The organism is Tenuibacillus multivorans (genome assembly GCF_900103915.1).
GTDB lineage: Bacteria > Bacillota > Bacilli > Bacillales > Alkalibacillaceae > Tenuibacillus > Tenuibacillus multivorans.
Window position 1 is genome coordinate 126,883 of record NZ_FNIG01000004.1, and the last position, 15,669, is coordinate 142,551.

Annotated in this window: 19 protein-coding genes; 16 read left to right on the forward strand and 3 right to left on the reverse strand. The window is 37.8% G+C overall.

The window, feature by feature from the left end; all coding sequences use genetic code 11:
* The first annotated feature begins 3 nt into the window (after window positions 1-3).
* From BLP77_RS07750 to BLP77_RS07760, 3 genes are all read left to right on the forward strand, one after another.
* On the forward strand, window positions 4-1,284 hold the full coding sequence (locus BLP77_RS07750; RefSeq protein ID WP_093856557.1) for an ABC transporter permease: 1,281 nt from the start codon (window positions 4-6) through the stop codon (window positions 1,282-1,284).
* A complete protein-coding gene (locus BLP77_RS07755) occupies window positions 1,285-2,388 on the forward strand; it encodes an ABC transporter permease (protein ID WP_093856558.1) in 1,104 nt (367 codons plus the stop codon).
* 408 nt (window positions 2,389-2,796) lie between these two features.
* Complete coding sequence (locus BLP77_RS07760; protein WP_093856559.1) at window positions 2,797-3,000, forward strand: hypothetical protein; 204 nt, start codon at window positions 2,797-2,799, stop codon at window positions 2,998-3,000.
* A gap of 220 nt (window positions 3,001-3,220) precedes the next feature.
* Here the strand turns inward: BLP77_RS07760 and htpX are convergent, their stop codons facing one another.
* Window positions 3,221-4,126 (reverse strand): protease HtpX, encoded by a 906-nt coding sequence (gene htpX, locus BLP77_RS07770; RefSeq protein WP_093856561.1) that lies wholly within the window; start codon window positions 4,124-4,126, stop codon window positions 3,221-3,223.
* A gap of 148 nt (window positions 4,127-4,274) precedes the next feature.
* On the opposite strand from htpX, the gene BLP77_RS07775 reads away from it, so the two are divergent.
* The 7 genes from BLP77_RS07775 (at window position 4,275) to BLP77_RS07805 (ending at window position 9,498) form a co-directional block, all read left to right on the forward strand.
* A complete protein-coding gene (locus tag BLP77_RS07775) occupies window positions 4,275-4,889 on the forward strand; it encodes a DUF3889 domain-containing protein (RefSeq protein WP_245686828.1) in 615 nt (204 codons plus the stop codon).
* Between the two features lie 83 nt (window positions 4,890-4,972).
* Window positions 4,973-5,491, forward strand: a complete 519-nt coding sequence (locus BLP77_RS07780; protein ID WP_093856562.1) for a Rossmann-fold NAD(P)-binding domain-containing protein — start codon at window positions 4,973-4,975, stop codon at window positions 5,489-5,491.
* Window positions 5,481-5,678, forward strand: a complete 198-nt coding sequence (locus tag BLP77_RS07785; RefSeq protein WP_093856563.1) for a DUF6366 family protein — start codon at window positions 5,481-5,483, stop codon at window positions 5,676-5,678. Before BLP77_RS07780 ends, BLP77_RS07785 begins: the two co-directional genes overlap by 11 nt.
* Before the next feature lie 13 nt (window positions 5,679-5,691).
* Entirely contained in the window at window positions 5,692-6,405 is a 714-nt protein-coding gene (locus tag BLP77_RS07790; RefSeq protein WP_307723644.1) for an ABC transporter ATP-binding protein, read from the forward strand.
* The gene (locus BLP77_RS07795; protein ID WP_176752999.1) at window positions 6,405-7,643 is read left to right on the forward strand and encodes an ABC transporter permease; all 1,239 of its coding nucleotides are present in this window, start codon (window positions 6,405-6,407) and stop codon (window positions 7,641-7,643) included. The genes BLP77_RS07790 and BLP77_RS07795 overlap by 1 nt, the downstream gene beginning before the upstream one ends.
* 20 nt (window positions 7,644-7,663) lie before the next feature.
* Complete coding sequence (locus BLP77_RS07800) at window positions 7,664-8,146, forward strand: DUF456 domain-containing protein (protein WP_093856565.1); 483 nt, start codon at window positions 7,664-7,666, stop codon at window positions 8,144-8,146.
* A 50-nt stretch (window positions 8,147-8,196) separates the two neighbouring features.
* Window positions 8,197-9,498, forward strand: coding sequence for an alpha/beta hydrolase (locus tag BLP77_RS07805; RefSeq protein ID WP_093856566.1), 1,302 nt, complete (start codon window positions 8,197-8,199; stop codon window positions 9,496-9,498).
* A gap of 277 nt (window positions 9,499-9,775) precedes the next feature.
* Here BLP77_RS07805 and BLP77_RS07810 read toward each other — a convergent pair whose 3' ends face one another.
* Complete coding sequence (locus BLP77_RS07810; RefSeq protein ID WP_093856567.1) at window positions 9,776-10,126, reverse strand: DUF488 domain-containing protein; 351 nt, start codon at window positions 10,124-10,126, stop codon at window positions 9,776-9,778.
* A 135-nt stretch (window positions 10,127-10,261) separates the two neighbouring features.
* Here BLP77_RS07810 and BLP77_RS07815 point away from each other — a divergent pair, with 135 nt between their 5' ends.
* Together BLP77_RS07815 and BLP77_RS15815 are read left to right on the forward strand one after the other, a co-directional pair.
* Window positions 10,262-11,968 carry a methyl-accepting chemotaxis protein gene (locus BLP77_RS07815; protein ID WP_093856568.1) on the forward strand — a complete coding sequence of 569 codons (1,707 nt, stop codon included), beginning with the start codon at window positions 10,262-10,264 and terminating at the stop codon, window positions 11,966-11,968.
* A 196-nt stretch (window positions 11,969-12,164) separates the two neighbouring features.
* The gene (locus tag BLP77_RS15815; protein WP_176753000.1) at window positions 12,165-12,335 is read left to right on the forward strand and encodes a hypothetical protein; all 171 of its coding nucleotides are present in this window, start codon (window positions 12,165-12,167) and stop codon (window positions 12,333-12,335) included.
* A gap of 54 nt (window positions 12,336-12,389) precedes the next feature.
* Here BLP77_RS15815 and BLP77_RS07820 read toward each other — a convergent pair whose 3' ends face one another.
* Complete coding sequence (locus BLP77_RS07820) at window positions 12,390-12,644, reverse strand: hypothetical protein (RefSeq protein WP_176753001.1); 255 nt, start codon at window positions 12,642-12,644, stop codon at window positions 12,390-12,392.
* 182 nt (window positions 12,645-12,826) lie between these two features.
* Between BLP77_RS07820 and BLP77_RS07825 the strand changes: the two genes are divergently transcribed.
* The 4 genes from BLP77_RS07825 to BLP77_RS07840 all read left to right on the forward strand — a co-directional run bounded on the left by BLP77_RS07825 (window position 12,827) and on the right by BLP77_RS07840 (window position 15,646).
* The gene (locus BLP77_RS07825) at window positions 12,827-13,231 is read left to right on the forward strand and encodes a hypothetical protein (protein WP_093856569.1); all 405 of its coding nucleotides are present in this window, start codon (window positions 12,827-12,829) and stop codon (window positions 13,229-13,231) included.
* Window positions 13,232-13,404: 173 nt separating this feature from the next.
* Window positions 13,405-14,832, forward strand: a complete 1,428-nt coding sequence (locus tag BLP77_RS07830) for a sensor domain-containing diguanylate cyclase (RefSeq protein WP_176753002.1) — start codon at window positions 13,405-13,407, stop codon at window positions 14,830-14,832.
* 54 nt (window positions 14,833-14,886) lie between these two features.
* Window positions 14,887-15,327 carry an NUDIX hydrolase gene (locus BLP77_RS07835; protein WP_093856571.1) on the forward strand — a complete coding sequence of 147 codons (441 nt, stop codon included), beginning with the start codon at window positions 14,887-14,889 and terminating at the stop codon, window positions 15,325-15,327.
* Between the two features lie 85 nt (window positions 15,328-15,412).
* Window positions 15,413-15,646 carry a hypothetical protein gene (locus BLP77_RS07840; protein ID WP_093856572.1) on the forward strand — a complete coding sequence of 78 codons (234 nt, stop codon included), beginning with the start codon at window positions 15,413-15,415 and terminating at the stop codon, window positions 15,644-15,646.
* Window positions 15,647-15,669: the final 23 nt, after the last annotated feature.

The window sequence follows — 15,669 nt, forward strand, 5'->3', positions numbered from 1 at the left end:
GTGATGCTAACATTTTTGAAAAAAGATGTGCTCGTGCTGTTTCGTGATAAAACAGAACTGGCTGTATTATTACTAATGCCTCTCGTATTAACGGCTATATTAGGCTTTGCTTTAGGTGGATTGATGTCAGGTGATGGAGATTTTTTAAATGCCAAGGTGGCTGTTGTTCAAGAAGACGACTCAGAAGAAGGACTTGAGCGCTTTATAAATGAGGTTGATGCTTTACCTATACCGGATGAGGCAAAGGAGCAGATGATTAAAGCCACTGAATCCTTTCAACCTGCATCCATGTTAAATGAAGTGTTCGATAGCGATGAATTAGGTGACATGCTAGACGTAACTTACCTAAATAAGTCAGAAGCCCAAGAAGCACTTGAAGATGAAGAAATATCATCCATATTACGTCTGCCCGAAGGATTTACTTATGAAACGTTAAGAAAAATGATATTGGATCAAGGTGAAGGTAGTGAATTGATCATACAATCAGGGGAACATAGTACGTTGTCATCTGGTGTGTTAGGAGATATTATGAATGGTTTTGCAGCAAATCTGAATTTAGAAACAGCAATCGCAAAAGCTGCTATGGAAGAAATCGACCAGTCATCAAAACAAACGGATGCGGTTAACGAAATGGGTCAGATCGAATCTGTCTCAGATCAGGACCCTGTTTCCTCGCTTAAGTATTATACTTTTGCGATGGCCGTTATGTTTGCCTTATTTACAGCTTCAACAATGGCTAGTAAAGCGTATGTAGAGAACTATCAGAACGTATTTGACCGAATCTTATTAACAGGTAAGCATCCCTATTTATATTTGTCAGGTAAAGCTTCTTCAACGACGATTATTGTCTTTATACAAATTGCGATATTACTGATCATTTCGAGTATGTTATTTCAGTCGTTAAGTTTTGATTCATTCAGCCAATGGATGGGGATAACACTTATTACACTGATCTTTGCATTATGTATCGCCGCAATAGGTTCACTGCTTATTTCAATTACGATTAGGTCAAATAGTAATGTGATTCCAGGTGTTTTCTCAGGTGGAATCGTGAGCGTCTTTGCCTTCTTAGGGGGTAGTTTCGTTCCAACATCACAGCTTCCAGATATCATTGGAAAAATAGGAAGCTGGACACCAAATGGTATGGCGATGAATGCCTATCTTCAATGGTCACAGGGACTTGGAATTTCATTTATAAGTCCATTGTTAATGAGACTATTAATTTTAACGCTTGTGATATGGATATTAAGCTTACTCATTTTCCCAAGAAGGAGGGAGGCATAGATGAAGGCTTTATTTTTATTACAATGGCAGCGTCTAAAAAGGGAACCGCTGTTAATCGGATCGATGATTTTGATGTCTATTATATTTGTTTTATCTATGGGAAGCTCATCAGTTGGTGATGCGGTTAGTGTTCCTACTTCATTTGATGAATCGATAAATGAAGAAGAGCGAGAGTCTTGGTTAGATCGTTTAAATCAAGCGGAAGGGTTTTCTTTCTTTCAAACCGATGAGAAAAAAGCTCGAGAGGATGTTGCTCTAGGGACGGTTCCTTTTTCGTTAAAGGTCATGGAAAATGATTATCAATTACTCATTTTAAATGAAAGTGCAGAACTTCAAATGTTAGACCAAGTCGTTAGGCAAACCTTTATCAATGAAGCTCGTTTAACAGCTGTGGAGGAGCAGGTCAACCAAGAGAGTTTTCGGGAAGAGGTTGACCAATATATGTCAGAACCGCCTCTCGTCGTTAAAAATGAAACGATAGGAACGGAAAGTGACAATGTTGGCTATAATAATGAACTACAAGTCCTGTTCGGTATGACGCTGTTTTTCTCGATGTATACGATTATTTTTAGTCTAAGTAAAATAGCTGAAGAAAAACGTTCGGGAACAATGAATCGAATTATTTTGTCACCCGTCAGAAAGTGGCAGGTTTATTTAGGATATATGGGGTATTCATTTGTAATCGGCTTTGTCCATATCGTTTCAGTTTTTCTATTATTTAAATACGTGTTTGACTTTGATGTAGGTGACCATTTTGGATCCTTAATTGTCGTTGTTGGGTGCTTTGTCTTTTCCGTAGTTGCATTAGGGATGTTAATGTTAGGATCAGTTAAAACATTGGAACAATTAAATGCAGTCGTTCCTATTGTAACGGTTAGTATGGCCATGATCGGTGGAGCTTATTGGCCAATTGAAGCTGTAAGTAATAATATTCTTTTAGCGATATCAAAAGTGGTACCCGTCACGTATACGATGGAGGCTCTTAAAAGTATTGCCATTTATAACCAAAATTTATCAGGGGTTTTAGAACCGATTTCTATCGTATTATTAATCGGTGTTTTGTGTATGGGAATTGGTGTTAATTTATTCGAGCGTAAGGCATGATTGAAATGATTGGCAGGTATATTCGCACGGTGATTTCCAACTTGAATCACCGTGCTTTTTATCTCATTTGGAAAGAAGTTAATGTATGAGTTTTCAGTCATATCTTTATTAATCGGAGAACAAGCTGGTAGAAGTACGGTTTAATTATTTTCGGATCGTGTTCACCTTGCGAACGGCTTTTAATCTATTATTTAAAAATTACAGAAATACTAATACAGAAAAAATTAAAAAAAACAAAACAATAAAAGAAAGATTCAAACTGAGTATCCATTCTTTTTCTTAGGTGTTTTTGCTTCTTCTACACTAGGTTGGTTTATTACAAGAATGGTGTCTGGATCGCCTAGTGGTCTTCTGGCAGGAGCAATATTTTTAGGTTGGAGTTACTTTTCTAGTTATGAGACTCGCTTGATGCAGGACCTTTTATCCAATGGTATTGATTCTTTACAGGATGATCTAATTGAGTTTATGAATGAGCATACTGATTATAGTCAAATTCAGGTCGAAGTTCCTTTTGTTGAGTATGAACTAAGGGATGGATCGAAATTTAAAATTGTACAAGGAAATTGTCATATTTCTGGAGTACTTACTGAAAATGGTTGGATTTACTACTAAATAAAACACCGATAGAGGCTGGGGCAAAACCCAGTAAAATAAAAAAATCGTGGGTGACATCATTGTTGATGAAATATGATAAAAACACACAAAAAATGGCACTGAACCATACATTTTTATGGTTCGGTGCCATTTTTACGTTATTTTTGGCTAGTTATGTCCCAGCCCACTTGAAATTACTTTGAACGGAAACGGCCAGCATAATACCAACCTCTTCCTTTTATTTTGCTTGTAAACGTGCAATTCGGTCGCCTAGGTCCGGGTGAGATGAGAACATGCTTGTTTTTTGTTTATTGTTAATCTTAAGTGTTTGAACGGCATTATCATCTTGATGCGGATCACGTACTCTATCTACTTGGCGTTTTAATGATTCAAGTGCATGAATCATTTTATCTTTACCAGCTAAATCCGCCCCACCATTATCGGCATGATATTCACGATAACGTGAGTAAGCAAAGACGACAATGGATCCTAAAATAGAGAATAGGATTTGGAAAATAATAATCGCTGCAAAGTGCACAATGACACGCATTTCTTCACGAACAAAGCTTGATACAATACTAGCGACGATACGTGATAAGAATACGACAAATGTGTTGACAACACCTTGTAGAAGCGTCATGGTGACCATGTCTCCATTTGCAACGTGAGCAACCTCGTGTGCTAGTACACCTTCAACGGCATCGTCATCCATGGTTTCAAGAAGTCCTGCTGATACTGCAACTAAAGATTTCTTTTTTGATGGTCCTGTTGCAAAAGCGTTGACTTCTTTTGAGTTATAAATACCGACCTCAGGCATATACATAAGTCCTGCTGCACGTGAAAGGCGGTGAACTTTTTCAACTAAATCGCGTTCACGGGCTGACATGTTTTTGCTTGGGTCAATAACGCGAACACCCATCATCTTCTTAGCCATCCAGCGTGACATGGCGAGTGAGATAAATGAGCCTGCAAAACCAACGATAATACTAAAAATCATTAGTGCCCGGTAGTCAAGGCCACCTAAACCGTTGATTCCACTTATACTACCTAGATCAAAAAATGCTGATAGAGCGGACCACACAATGACAATCGTGGTCATAACTAGAATGTTGGTTAAAATGAAAAACATTAATCGTTTACCCAATCTATTTATCCCCCTGTTATTTTAATATAATATTCAGTCACTATTATACCACTTTTTCAAGGATGAAGAAATGTATTTGAATGTCATATGTAACGCGTCAATTTCTTTAGGCATATGTTATAAAAAGTATGCTAATAGGAGGATGACTATGTATTATCCATACCAGTACGATCCAAATCGTATGTTTGGCCCGATGCCGTATCAACCGTTTTTTGATGGACGACAACAAGTAATCCAAGGTCAGGCTACGTGGACAGAGGGAGGACAAGTCACAAAATGTAATATCCCTTGGTCAGATAATCAGTATATGACAGTGGCCGTGAGTCCGAGAAGTGGTTTTCAATGCGGTCAAACACTAAATGTAAGAAATCCACAAAACACTCGTGAGGTATTAGTTGAGGTTGTTGACACGGTTGAAAATTACCCACCTAATCGAATTAATTTGCACAGACGAGCGTTTGAGGCCTTAGGTGCAAATCCAGATGTAGGCGTTCTAGATGTTGAAATTACACCTTCGCCTGAGCTTGAACAATTACAATTTGGAAAATATCTACTTGAGATTGTTAACGTCGGTTACCCTGGTTATCGTATAACAGATTATCAGTCATTAGGAACTGAGAATGTTTCTAGTAATCGTAAAAGAGAAAGATATGATTTTACATTACAGTCACCAAGAGAAACAATCACCGTTCGTGGCAGTGTTGTCTATAATCCAAATACCAATCGCGTTATTTCATTCGATCTAAGTGAGGTTGAACAATAACGCTAAAAAGTCACAGCAATTAAATCGGCTGTGACTTTTTACATCATAATTAATGTTATAATATTCAAAAGAGGGTGAGATTTTTGAAACATGCATTCGTTATTGGTGGTTCCGGTATGCTTGCAGGTACAAGCCTATGGTTAGCACAAAATGGATATCATGTTTCCATCGTAGGCCGAACAGAGAAGAAGATGAAGTCGTTACTTTTGCAAACCGAAAACATAACACCATTATATCTAGATTACCAGGATGAGTCTGAATTTCGTCATGGTATTCAACATTCGATTAAACAAAATGGCCCAATACAATTAGTTGTGGCATGGATTCATCGTGTTACAGGCAATCCGGTGCGCGTTATGATGGATGAATTATCTCATCAAATCAATGACTGGGACTTATACCATGTGTTGGGTAGCAATTCGAATATAGAAGAGATAAGAAGAGGTATCAATACGCCTAAAGGCTGTCGATATCATCAAGTGCAGCTTGGTTTCGTTATCGAAAATGATGTGTCTCGATTAAATACAAGAAAAATGTTCATGTCATTGGACAACTTGAACCCTGGGATCAGCACCCATAAAGGAGGATTTTATGAAAAATGAAAAGCCAGAAGATCGTCGTGAAAGAATGCGTCAAGAAGAATTAAAACAGAACAAAGCCAGTCAAATGGGTGATGCCTTTGATCGTGCAAAGGGAGGAAGTTTGCAAGACTTAGTTGGAGGTAAAAGCTGGAAGGGTACGTTAGTCATTTTAGTAGTCATTGTGATTATTTTTATATTTATTAGGTAAGAGGTTGAGGTGTATGGGAATGAAAATCTTAAATGTTTCAATAGATGAAGCGGGTTACAGTCAAGATGAGGTCGTTATTCATGGCATTAATTTTGATATAAAAGAAGGTGAACTCATCGGCTTAATTGGTCCTAATGGGGCCGGAAAGAGTACGACGATAAAGTCTATATTAGGTACGTTAGAAAACGTTGTTGGTACGATTCAATTTCAAGACCAATCGATGCGATATGCTTACATACCAGAACAACCTGTATTTTATGAAGAACTAACCTTATGGGAACACATTCAATTCACAGCCTCAATTTGTGAGTTAACTGAACAGGAAATGACAGAACGTGCAAAGCCACTACTCGAAATTTTTAGGTTAGATGATGTGATTCACCAGCTTCCAAGTACATTTTCAAAAGGGATGCAACAAAAGTTGATGATTATTTTAGCTTTTTTAACGAAGCCCAATCTATATATTATCGATGAGCCGTTTGTTGGGCTAGATCCTAAAGCGATGAATGATTTTTTACGCTTATTGAATGAAGAACGTGAGCAGGGCGCAGCCGTTTTGATGTCTACTCATATGCTGGATACAGCTGAACGTATTTGTGACCGCTTTTTGTTAATCATGAAAGGAAGTATTATCGCCCAAGGGACATTGGCTGACATAAGAAACGCTGCCCAAGTTCAGGATGCAAACTTATTTGATAGCTTTGAAGCTCTCATGGAGCGTACATGATGATGACTGGAAAAAGATTATTTAAGCGACGTTTAAAACAGCACATTCAATTTTATATGCAAATACGTCGGGTGGCCGTTGATTGGGCGGTATGGATTTATGTGTTAATTCCACTTTTGTTAACGGGGTTATATCAATATATCACGCTTTGGAATATGGAAGCAGGTTGGGCAACATATTTAAATGAGCCTGCTCTTGCTTTGATTATCACGATTTTTATTTTTTCTGGAATAAGCATTTCCTTTCTTCAATCAGCTGATATTTTGTACTTGTGGCAAAAACAAGATGTGATGGGGACATTACATCGCTATCGTTTAGGCTATTATTATACTATTTCATTGGTTAAATGGCTGATTGTGATTGGCATACTGGCACCTATTTTCATGGTTTATTTAAATTGGACAGGCTCAATGCTGTGTGCGCTTGGATTAATTGTCTATTTCCTTCAAGTGTTGGTTGGCATACTAAGGCGTCGATTTAAAATTCAATTAGGAAAATGGGTGAGTCGTTTTCTTATCATAGGACTCGTGGTTGTCGTTTATATTCTAATGCGTTATTCACTCGCCCATATGGCAACAACCGGATGGGTATTAGCCTTAGTTACGATTGTTATGACAGCATATTACTCGACTTATTTTATACGCCAAAAGCAAAACTTTTACCGTGAAATCGATCTAGATACTGAACATAAGAACAAGTTGCTACAGCTTGTCTTAATGCAATCTGCTTATATTGGAGGACCAGAATATTTGTCAGAAAAAATCTCTAACTTAAGGAAGCACCCTTGGCTATTTCGAAAATCTCAAAAAATGTTTAAAGCCTATACACCAGAGATAGGCTATCGAGAAGTTTTTATTAAATCGTTGTTACGCAGCAAAAACTGGTTATTACTATATGTTCAAATTGTTGGTTTTGGGGTATTTGGAATTGTCATGTTCCCATTCTGGCTTAAGTGGTTCATGTGGATAGGGATGATATTTTTAATTGGGAATTTTTTAAAAACTTATTGGAATAAAATATGGTCACATCAATTTTTGGACTTAGTTAAATGGCGAGAGGTTGAACCGCAAAAGGTATCTCGTCACACCTTTAGAATCGCCATCATTCCAGCATCGTTAGTGTTAAGTGCCGTGCTTGGTTACATTATCCTATCGTATTGGGGAATTCTATTTTTACCTATGATTGGACTGGCTATTGCGTTTGGAGTCGTAGAATTTTTTACGAAAAGAATCAGTTAAAGTCCTAGGGAGGCATTATTATGGAGGTTATCATCTGGATTCTCATCATCGCTTTTTTTATTCTAAGCTTTTTAGGCATACTATTTCCGATTGTTCCGTCCGTGTTAGTTCTATGGCTCGGGTTTCTCGCTTATCACTTTTTCATTGATCAAACAGAGCTCGGATGGGTCTTTTACACGGCGATGGTTATTTTTACGATTATTTTGATTGTGGCTGATATCATTGCCAATAGTTATTTTGTTAAAAAATTTGGCGGGTCGAAACGAGGCGAACAAGTCGCAGCTGTCGCTGTGATTGTCGGATCATTTATTATTCCGCCTTTTGGCATTTTAATCGTACCGTTTATCGCTGTTTTGGTCACTGAGCTTCTTCGAAATCGTACCTCCCAAGAAGCCATTCGTGCTTCTATTGGTTCTTTCTTCGGTTTTCTCAGTGGTTCTATTGCAAAAGTCGTAATTCAGCTAGTGATGATTGTTTGGTTTTTCGTGACGATTGCATTTTAATGAAACGAAACCCTTCACAAAACGTATGATTAATTGAAAGGAATATGATGATGAAAAAATTATCTGCATTTATTTTATTGATCACTATGTTGGTTGGACTAGTGTCCTGTTCAGACGATAATCAAGAAAAGACGGATGAGAGTGTAATAGAGGATCAGCTAATCGGGACGTGGAGTGGTGCTATTGAAGTACCAGATACACCGCTTAATATTATTATTGAGTTTCATAAACAGGACGAATTGGCGGGTTCTATCAGTATTCCAATACAGAATGTTAGTGAATATCCACTAACGGGTTTATCGTTTGAAGAAGGTATTTATTTTCGTATGGATCTACCAGGTCAGAAGATACGGTTTGAAGGTGACTGGGTAGATGATGGGCGGATTGAAGGTACCTTTACACAGCAAGGTCAATCGTTCCCGTTTTACCTTGAGAGAGGTTCACTAGCTAATGATGGGCATGAAGAAGAGGATGCGACGTTTTTAAGTGTTGAGACGGCGTACGGTGAGCTAGAAGGGGAATTGTTGTCACCCGATAGTGAAGGTCCACATCCGATTGCGTTAATTATTCCTGGTTCGGGTCCTACAGATCGTAATGGGAATTCAGCCGCTATGCCTGGTGAAAATGATAGCCTGAAGCTTTTGGCTGAAGGATTAGCCGAACAAGGTATCGCAAGCCTGCGTTATAGCAAAAGAGGGGCAGCCGAAAATCAGGATGCCGTTATTGCTGAACGTGATATTCGCTTTGAAAACTTCGTCAATGATGCAAAAGCCTGGATAGATTTGTTGCATGAAGATGAGCGCTTTTCGGACGTTCATATCATCGGTCATAGTCAAGGTTCATTGGTCGGAATGCTCGCGGCTCAAGAGGCTGGTGCTGATCGAATTATTTCAATAGCCGGCGCTGGAAAACCTATGGATGAAGTTTTATTGGAGCAACTCCAAGATCAATTATCAGGTGATTTGTTAGAAGAAGCCGAGAATATTTTAGCAAAATTAAAGCAGGGTGAAGTGGTCGGTGAGGTAAGTACTGAATTGCAGAATGTTTTTAGACCAGATATACAGCCGTTTTTAGCCTCATGGATCGCATATAATCCAGCAGAGGTGATTGCCCAGCTTGAACAACCGGTTTTAATCATCCAAGGCGGCAGGGATTTACAAGTACCAAAGGCCCATGCTGCTTATTTAAAACATGCACAGTCCGGTGCTGAAACAATGATTATATCGAAAATGAATCATGTATTAAAAGAAGCACCGGAGGATCCAACTGGTAATATGCAAACCTATTCAGACCCCGAATTACCTTTAGCAGATGGATTAATGCAAGGCATTGTTGAATTTTTGACTAAATAAGGGGGCTGAGACAAAACTTTATTAAAAACATAAAATCCGAACTAGATTCAATTATTCATGAATGAGTTCAGATTTTATTCACTACGTCAAAATGCTTCGCTTGCCGCGGGCACGGCTCGAGCCTCCTCGGCAGAAAAGCGCTGCCTGCGGGGTCTCGAGACTCGTGCTGTTCCCGCAGGCGTCTACGCATTTTGACTCCGTTCATTTTTAATTATATTAGATGATATTGTTCGCCTTTCATCACCCTCTAGATTTTTTGTCCCAGCCCCTTTGTTTTTTATTCAAGTAATCTTTTCAAAACCTGGGCGTGGTTATATGTTTCCTCCTTACTTGAATAAAGTAATGTAACAGTATGATTCGAGGCGTACTGTGTTAGTTTTAAAAAAGACTGATGTTGGTCCTCATTTTCTTCTAACTCTTGTTTATATTTCTTTTTAAACTCTTCAAATTTATCAGGGTCATGTCTAAACCACTTTCGCAAATCAGTACTTGGCGCTACACTTTTAAGCCATTCATCCAGCTGCGCTTTCTCCTTTGAAACCCCTCTTGGCCAAATTCGGTCAACCAAAATTCGTTTACCATCTTGGTCCGATACATCTTCGTAAATTCTTTTTACCAAAACAGTCATGGTTCTCACCTCTATCACCTAATTTAACAAAATATCTTATAATTATACAAATTAATAGAATTTTCTTAAAAGTACTAAAAATTTAGGTCAAATGTGCTATAATTAAAAAAATCAGTCGGATTGAAGGTGAGATATTTGCGACGCGTAAAATGGCGAAACGTGCGAATCGGATGGAAGTACGGATTTATTTTTATCTTAACGTTATGTTTTTTTGTGGCATCGGCTGGTATTGTGACCTATTTAATGCAAGGGGTCGATCAGAATATTGACGCCATGGATCAGAGGGCAGACCGTTCGGTGAATATTACAGATATGACGTCACAATTTCGTGCTAAAGATGCGATTATCGCTGATTATGTTTTATCGAGAGATTTAAATTTAATCGAAGAATATGAGCAAAAGCGTAATGGTTATAATGACTTGCAGGTTCAAGTCGAATTAAAAATGGACACCCCAGAACAAGAAGAACTGTTTAAACAAATTCAAAGTAATGACCGAACGATGAATGATCTATTTTTAAATCAAATTGTTCCTGCAATAGAAGAACGAGATACTGCAATTGCTATGCGTTATCGTGAAGAAGCTTCTAAATTAAGTAGCGATACGGCCGTTTTATTGGATCAGCTTCGTTCTTTAATTGATGAAGAACGACAGTTAGCCATTCAACATGCAAAGGAAAGCTCAACTTATGCTAGTTTTGTTTTAATCATATCTGTTGCTAGTTCAATTATTCTAGGTGGCCTTTTACTCATTTTCGTCAGCAGAGGAATCCGAAAGCATTTAAAAAAGGTTGTTTTGGTTAGTAATGAAGTAGCAGCTGGTCATTTGAATGTTAAAAAGTTGGACAATCTAGGAAAAGACGAAATTGGTGAAATCGCCAATTCGATGAATGCCATGATTGATAATTTGCGTGACATGGTTTCAAAGGTTCAGGGTATTTCAGAAACAGTTAGTAGTCAAAGTGAGGAGCTGACTCAATCAGCGAATGAAGTCAGTAATGGAGCGGAGCAGGTTGCTGCCACGATGGAGGAATTATCATCCAGTGCTGAACAACAATCTCATTCCTCAAACCAAATTTCGAACTTATCGAATCAGTTAAATCAACAAATAGATGAAGCCAATGAAGGAGGAAAAGCCTTACGAAGTGTATCTTCTGAAGTCAAAGAGCAATCAACTAACGGTAATAAACAAATTGAGATGTCCGTTCAACAAATGAATGAAATTACAACTATTGTAGCTGAAGCAGTCGAAAAAGTTGAACATTTAGAGGAGTACTCAACTGAAATTTCAAAGCTCATAGATGTCATTCAAGATATCGCTGAACAAACTAATTTACTTGCCTTGAATGCGGCTATTGAAGCTGCGCGTGCGGGTGAGTCTGGTAAAGGCTTTGCTGTTGTAGCAGATGAAGTACGAAAGCTGGCTGAACAAGTAGCCGAATCAGTTAAAGAGATTACAGGCATTATTCAAGGTATTCAAACTGAAACGAAATCCGTCGTGCAATCACTCGAATTAGGTCACAATAAAGTGATGAGTGGAAACCAACAGATTAAAGTAAGTCAGGACAGCTTCCATTCAATTAATTCAGCTGTAGATGAGATGATTACACAAATTAAAAATGCCTCTCATAATTTAAGAGAGGTTGCGAGTCATAGTCAAAACGTTTTAGCAGCGAGCGAAGAGATAGCCGCAAACTCGGAAGAAGCAGCCGCTGGAATTGAGCAAAGCTCAGCAACTGCCCAGCAACAAAGCTCTTCCATGCAGGAAATCACCTCTAGTGCTGAATCATTATCTCAGTTGGCAGAAGATATGAATGATCTGATTAGACGGTTTAAACTTTAATTTATGAAATCGCCCCAATTCTATTATGAATTGGGGTTATTAATTGATAGTACCGCGATTAGTCTCGGGTAAAAAAACGTTCATTATAAAGTATTCGGTGGTGGCCCTCACCGTCAAACCACTCATAAATGAACATTTTATACCGTTGCGAATATAAGGTACAATAAAAAAGTATACCTTAATGGAGGTGTATGATATGTCTATTCCAGATAAAATTATTAAGGAAATTGATATGTTGAGTGAGAAAGAAAGACAAAAAGTACTTGATAAAATTAAAGAAAAGCATATGTCTAGGGATGTTATTTTACTAAGCAAAAGTTATTCCTGGTGGGATAATGAAGAGGATGACATTTACAATGAGCAATAAGCTGAAACAGGGTGTTGTTTGATTGGCAGAACCTTTTTAAAGGAACTCGTCGAACTAAACAGCACCCTTTATATCCCCGACAACATCCATATGTCCTGTTAGTCCAAGGACTGGTCCATCTTCTTCGCCTTTTAAATGAGCAATTAAATTAGCCCGATTGTCATCGTATTCGACAAGTTCGGATTCTATGCCATGTTCATCGAATAGAGTTTTTAGTTTATTTGCAACTTCTGTTTCATTTCCTGGAGGATTAACACTTTTGATTTTAATGATTTCTTTTAAAAAGGATTTGGCTTGTTCTTGATCCATATGATCACCTCTGAATTCAGTTTACCCTTATTTTCCCATGTTAACCGGTAACAATAGCATTGATGTCTAAATGAATGAATCTAGTATTCTGAACCGAACTAATTGGCATTACACTTTAAAAATTGAATTATTTCCATCGTTTCGTTATTCTGAGGTGAGTAGACGATGAAGGTGGAATGATTATGATTCGTTTTATGACGGCAATTTTATCTACGCTTGTATTTGCATCTGTATTTTCCTGGTTGAACTATGTGCCAGTCGATGAGCGTGTGGAAAATGTTTATTATTTTGGATTTTGGGAGACTTTTTTATTTGTCGTAATATATGCTGGACCTGTTTATTTGTTATTTGGTATCCCTTCATCAGTAATCATTGATCAATGGACGACCAATGTTCAACAAAAAGGAAAGTTTTTTCTACAGTTAGTACTTTATGGACTATTTGGTTTTATTGGGCTATTGATATTCTCTATAGCCTTTGGTGGCGAACTGATTGATTATGGAAATATGATTTTAATGGGGGTATCCGTCGCCTGGATTTATTTCTTTATTAAATTGTTGCTGAATCGCTATTATAAGACAGATTAGACGTTAACTGTTAGGAGTTATCCTAGCAGTTATTTGTGTAAATTAAGAAAATTAACAAATATTTGCAAAACTTTTGTCGAAAATCTCCAATTATATTATAATCATGTTATAGTAAATATAAATATCGTTATATTTATAACGATATGAACCATTAGATGCAGCGGGGGACCCTCATGAGCCAAATGATTAATGTCCAACACTTTTTAAGTGAACAGAGTAGAATAATAGAGATGTTAGCGGTTGAGGATTCGTCTCTTAACAAAGTACTGGAAAAATTAACAGAGACAATCGAATTGGTGGTGCCAGATATACGAGTATCAATCCTTGAGTTTAATGAACAGCTACATAGTCTGGAAAACCCAATCGGTCCTCAATTGCCAGGGGAAATGCTAGATAGTATGGACGGCTTAAGGGTTGGACCTAACAATGGCTCATGTGGGACTGCTGCATACCTCAATGAAATCGTTCTAGTTGAAAATGCTAAGACGGATCAACGTTGGAAGGATTACCGGGATGTGGCTCATAAATTCAATTTAAAGGCTTGCTGGTCGGTTCCAATTGTTTCGTCTAAAAATAATTTATTTGGGACTTTAGCGTTTTACCCAAATGAATGTCGTTTGCCTAACGAAGAGGAGTTAGGCATTTTTACTCAATTCAGTCATTTGGCTGCCGTGATTATTGATAAGAAAAGATCAGAGGACGCGCTTCAGTTGGCCAATCGATTGATCGAGAATAGTCCTGCCGTTATTTTTAGATGGGGGATAAAAGAAGGCTGGCCAATTGAATATGTATCCCAAAATGTTAATCAATATGGCTATACGCCTGAATGGTTTATAAGAGAACGCATTGATTATTCTTTAATTATTCATCCTTTAGATTTACCTCGGGTGGAACAAGAGGTTCAAGATTTCTTAGATCATCATGTGGACCAATTCAAACAAGAGTATCGGATTATTACAGCTGATGGTAGTATTCGCTGGGTAGACGACCGTACGACAGTTACAAGGGACGACGATAAGGAAATTTTATATATAGAAGGCGTTTTATTAGATATTACAGATCGAAAGGAAGCCGAACAAAAAGTCTATTACCTAGCGAATAATGATCCTTTAACGGAGATACCAAACCGACGTTATTTTAAAAGAGAATTGGAGCTCGGTTTGCGTAAGCTTGAAAATACTTCTAATAGCTTGGCAGTATTGTATATTGATTGTGATAACTTCAAACAAATCAATGATGACTTAGGACATGATGCTGGGGATGAGTTTTTACGTCATTTATCTGGACGACTCCGTAATAGTTTACGAGAAGATGATTTAATAGCGCGAATCGGTGGTGACGAGTTTAATGTTTTGTTAAAAGGTATCGAGAGCGAAGAAGATGTTCAAACAGTTGCTAAACGATTGATACAAGCTTCTTCTGAACCGTGGGAAGTGTGCGGGAAAATTTATCATGTAACATTAAGTATCGGTGTTGCGATGGCTCCGGACGATGGAATGGACGCGGATGGACTTATACGGAAAGCAGACCGCGCTTTATATCAAGCTAAACGGTCAGGGAAAAATCAACTCATGTGGTACGTTTCAAAGATGAATATTTGAAAAATGCTGCTCGTCGTGGGCAGCATTTTCTATTATTTATTGGAGGTGGAATGAATGAAGCGTGTAGACGTAGCTTCAGTACTCGTACAAGATAGCGGAAAAATATTAATGGTTAAGAACGTAGGACAACCTGAATCCTATTATTCTCTGCCTGGGGGAGCAGTAGAAGCTGGAGAAACATTAGAAGATGCAGCAGTGCGTGAGGCTAAGGAAGAGACGGGTTTAGATATACAGATCAATGGCTTGTTTATGTGTACCGAAGCGCTTTTTGAAGAGAGTAACCATCATGCCGTTTTCTTTGTGTTTCATGCTCACATTATTGGTGGTGAAATGGAGATCTTTTACCCTGAAGAAATTGAAGAAATTAAGTGGATGGATGTTGAAGAAGCTGACCAATATATACATAAAAATGAAGGTAGGAGTTTAAAAGAATTAATAGACCTAGGTACACGAGCAGAATATGTTTTAAGAGGATTTATACCCCAAAATGAATGAACAATGATATTCAATATACTTCTCCCATATATTTGTGTTAAAATAATACAAAAGTCGGAATTATTCGAATCTTGGGGGAATAGGGATGAGGTTATTCTCACGTCTGCTGATTGGAATAGGTGTCATTGCATTATTAATTGGTATCTTCCAGTTTTTATACACACATCCAATTAGTGAATGGGAAGAATGGCAAGAGGTACTTACATATGCTTTATTTGAATCATCAGCACGTATAGCTGGATTGTTTGGTGTTATTTTTATCGTTATTGGCTGGTTATTGCACAAAAAAGTTAAAAAGAAAGGTCGTATTTTTTATTAAAAAACTTCCATGGAGCTAGGCTC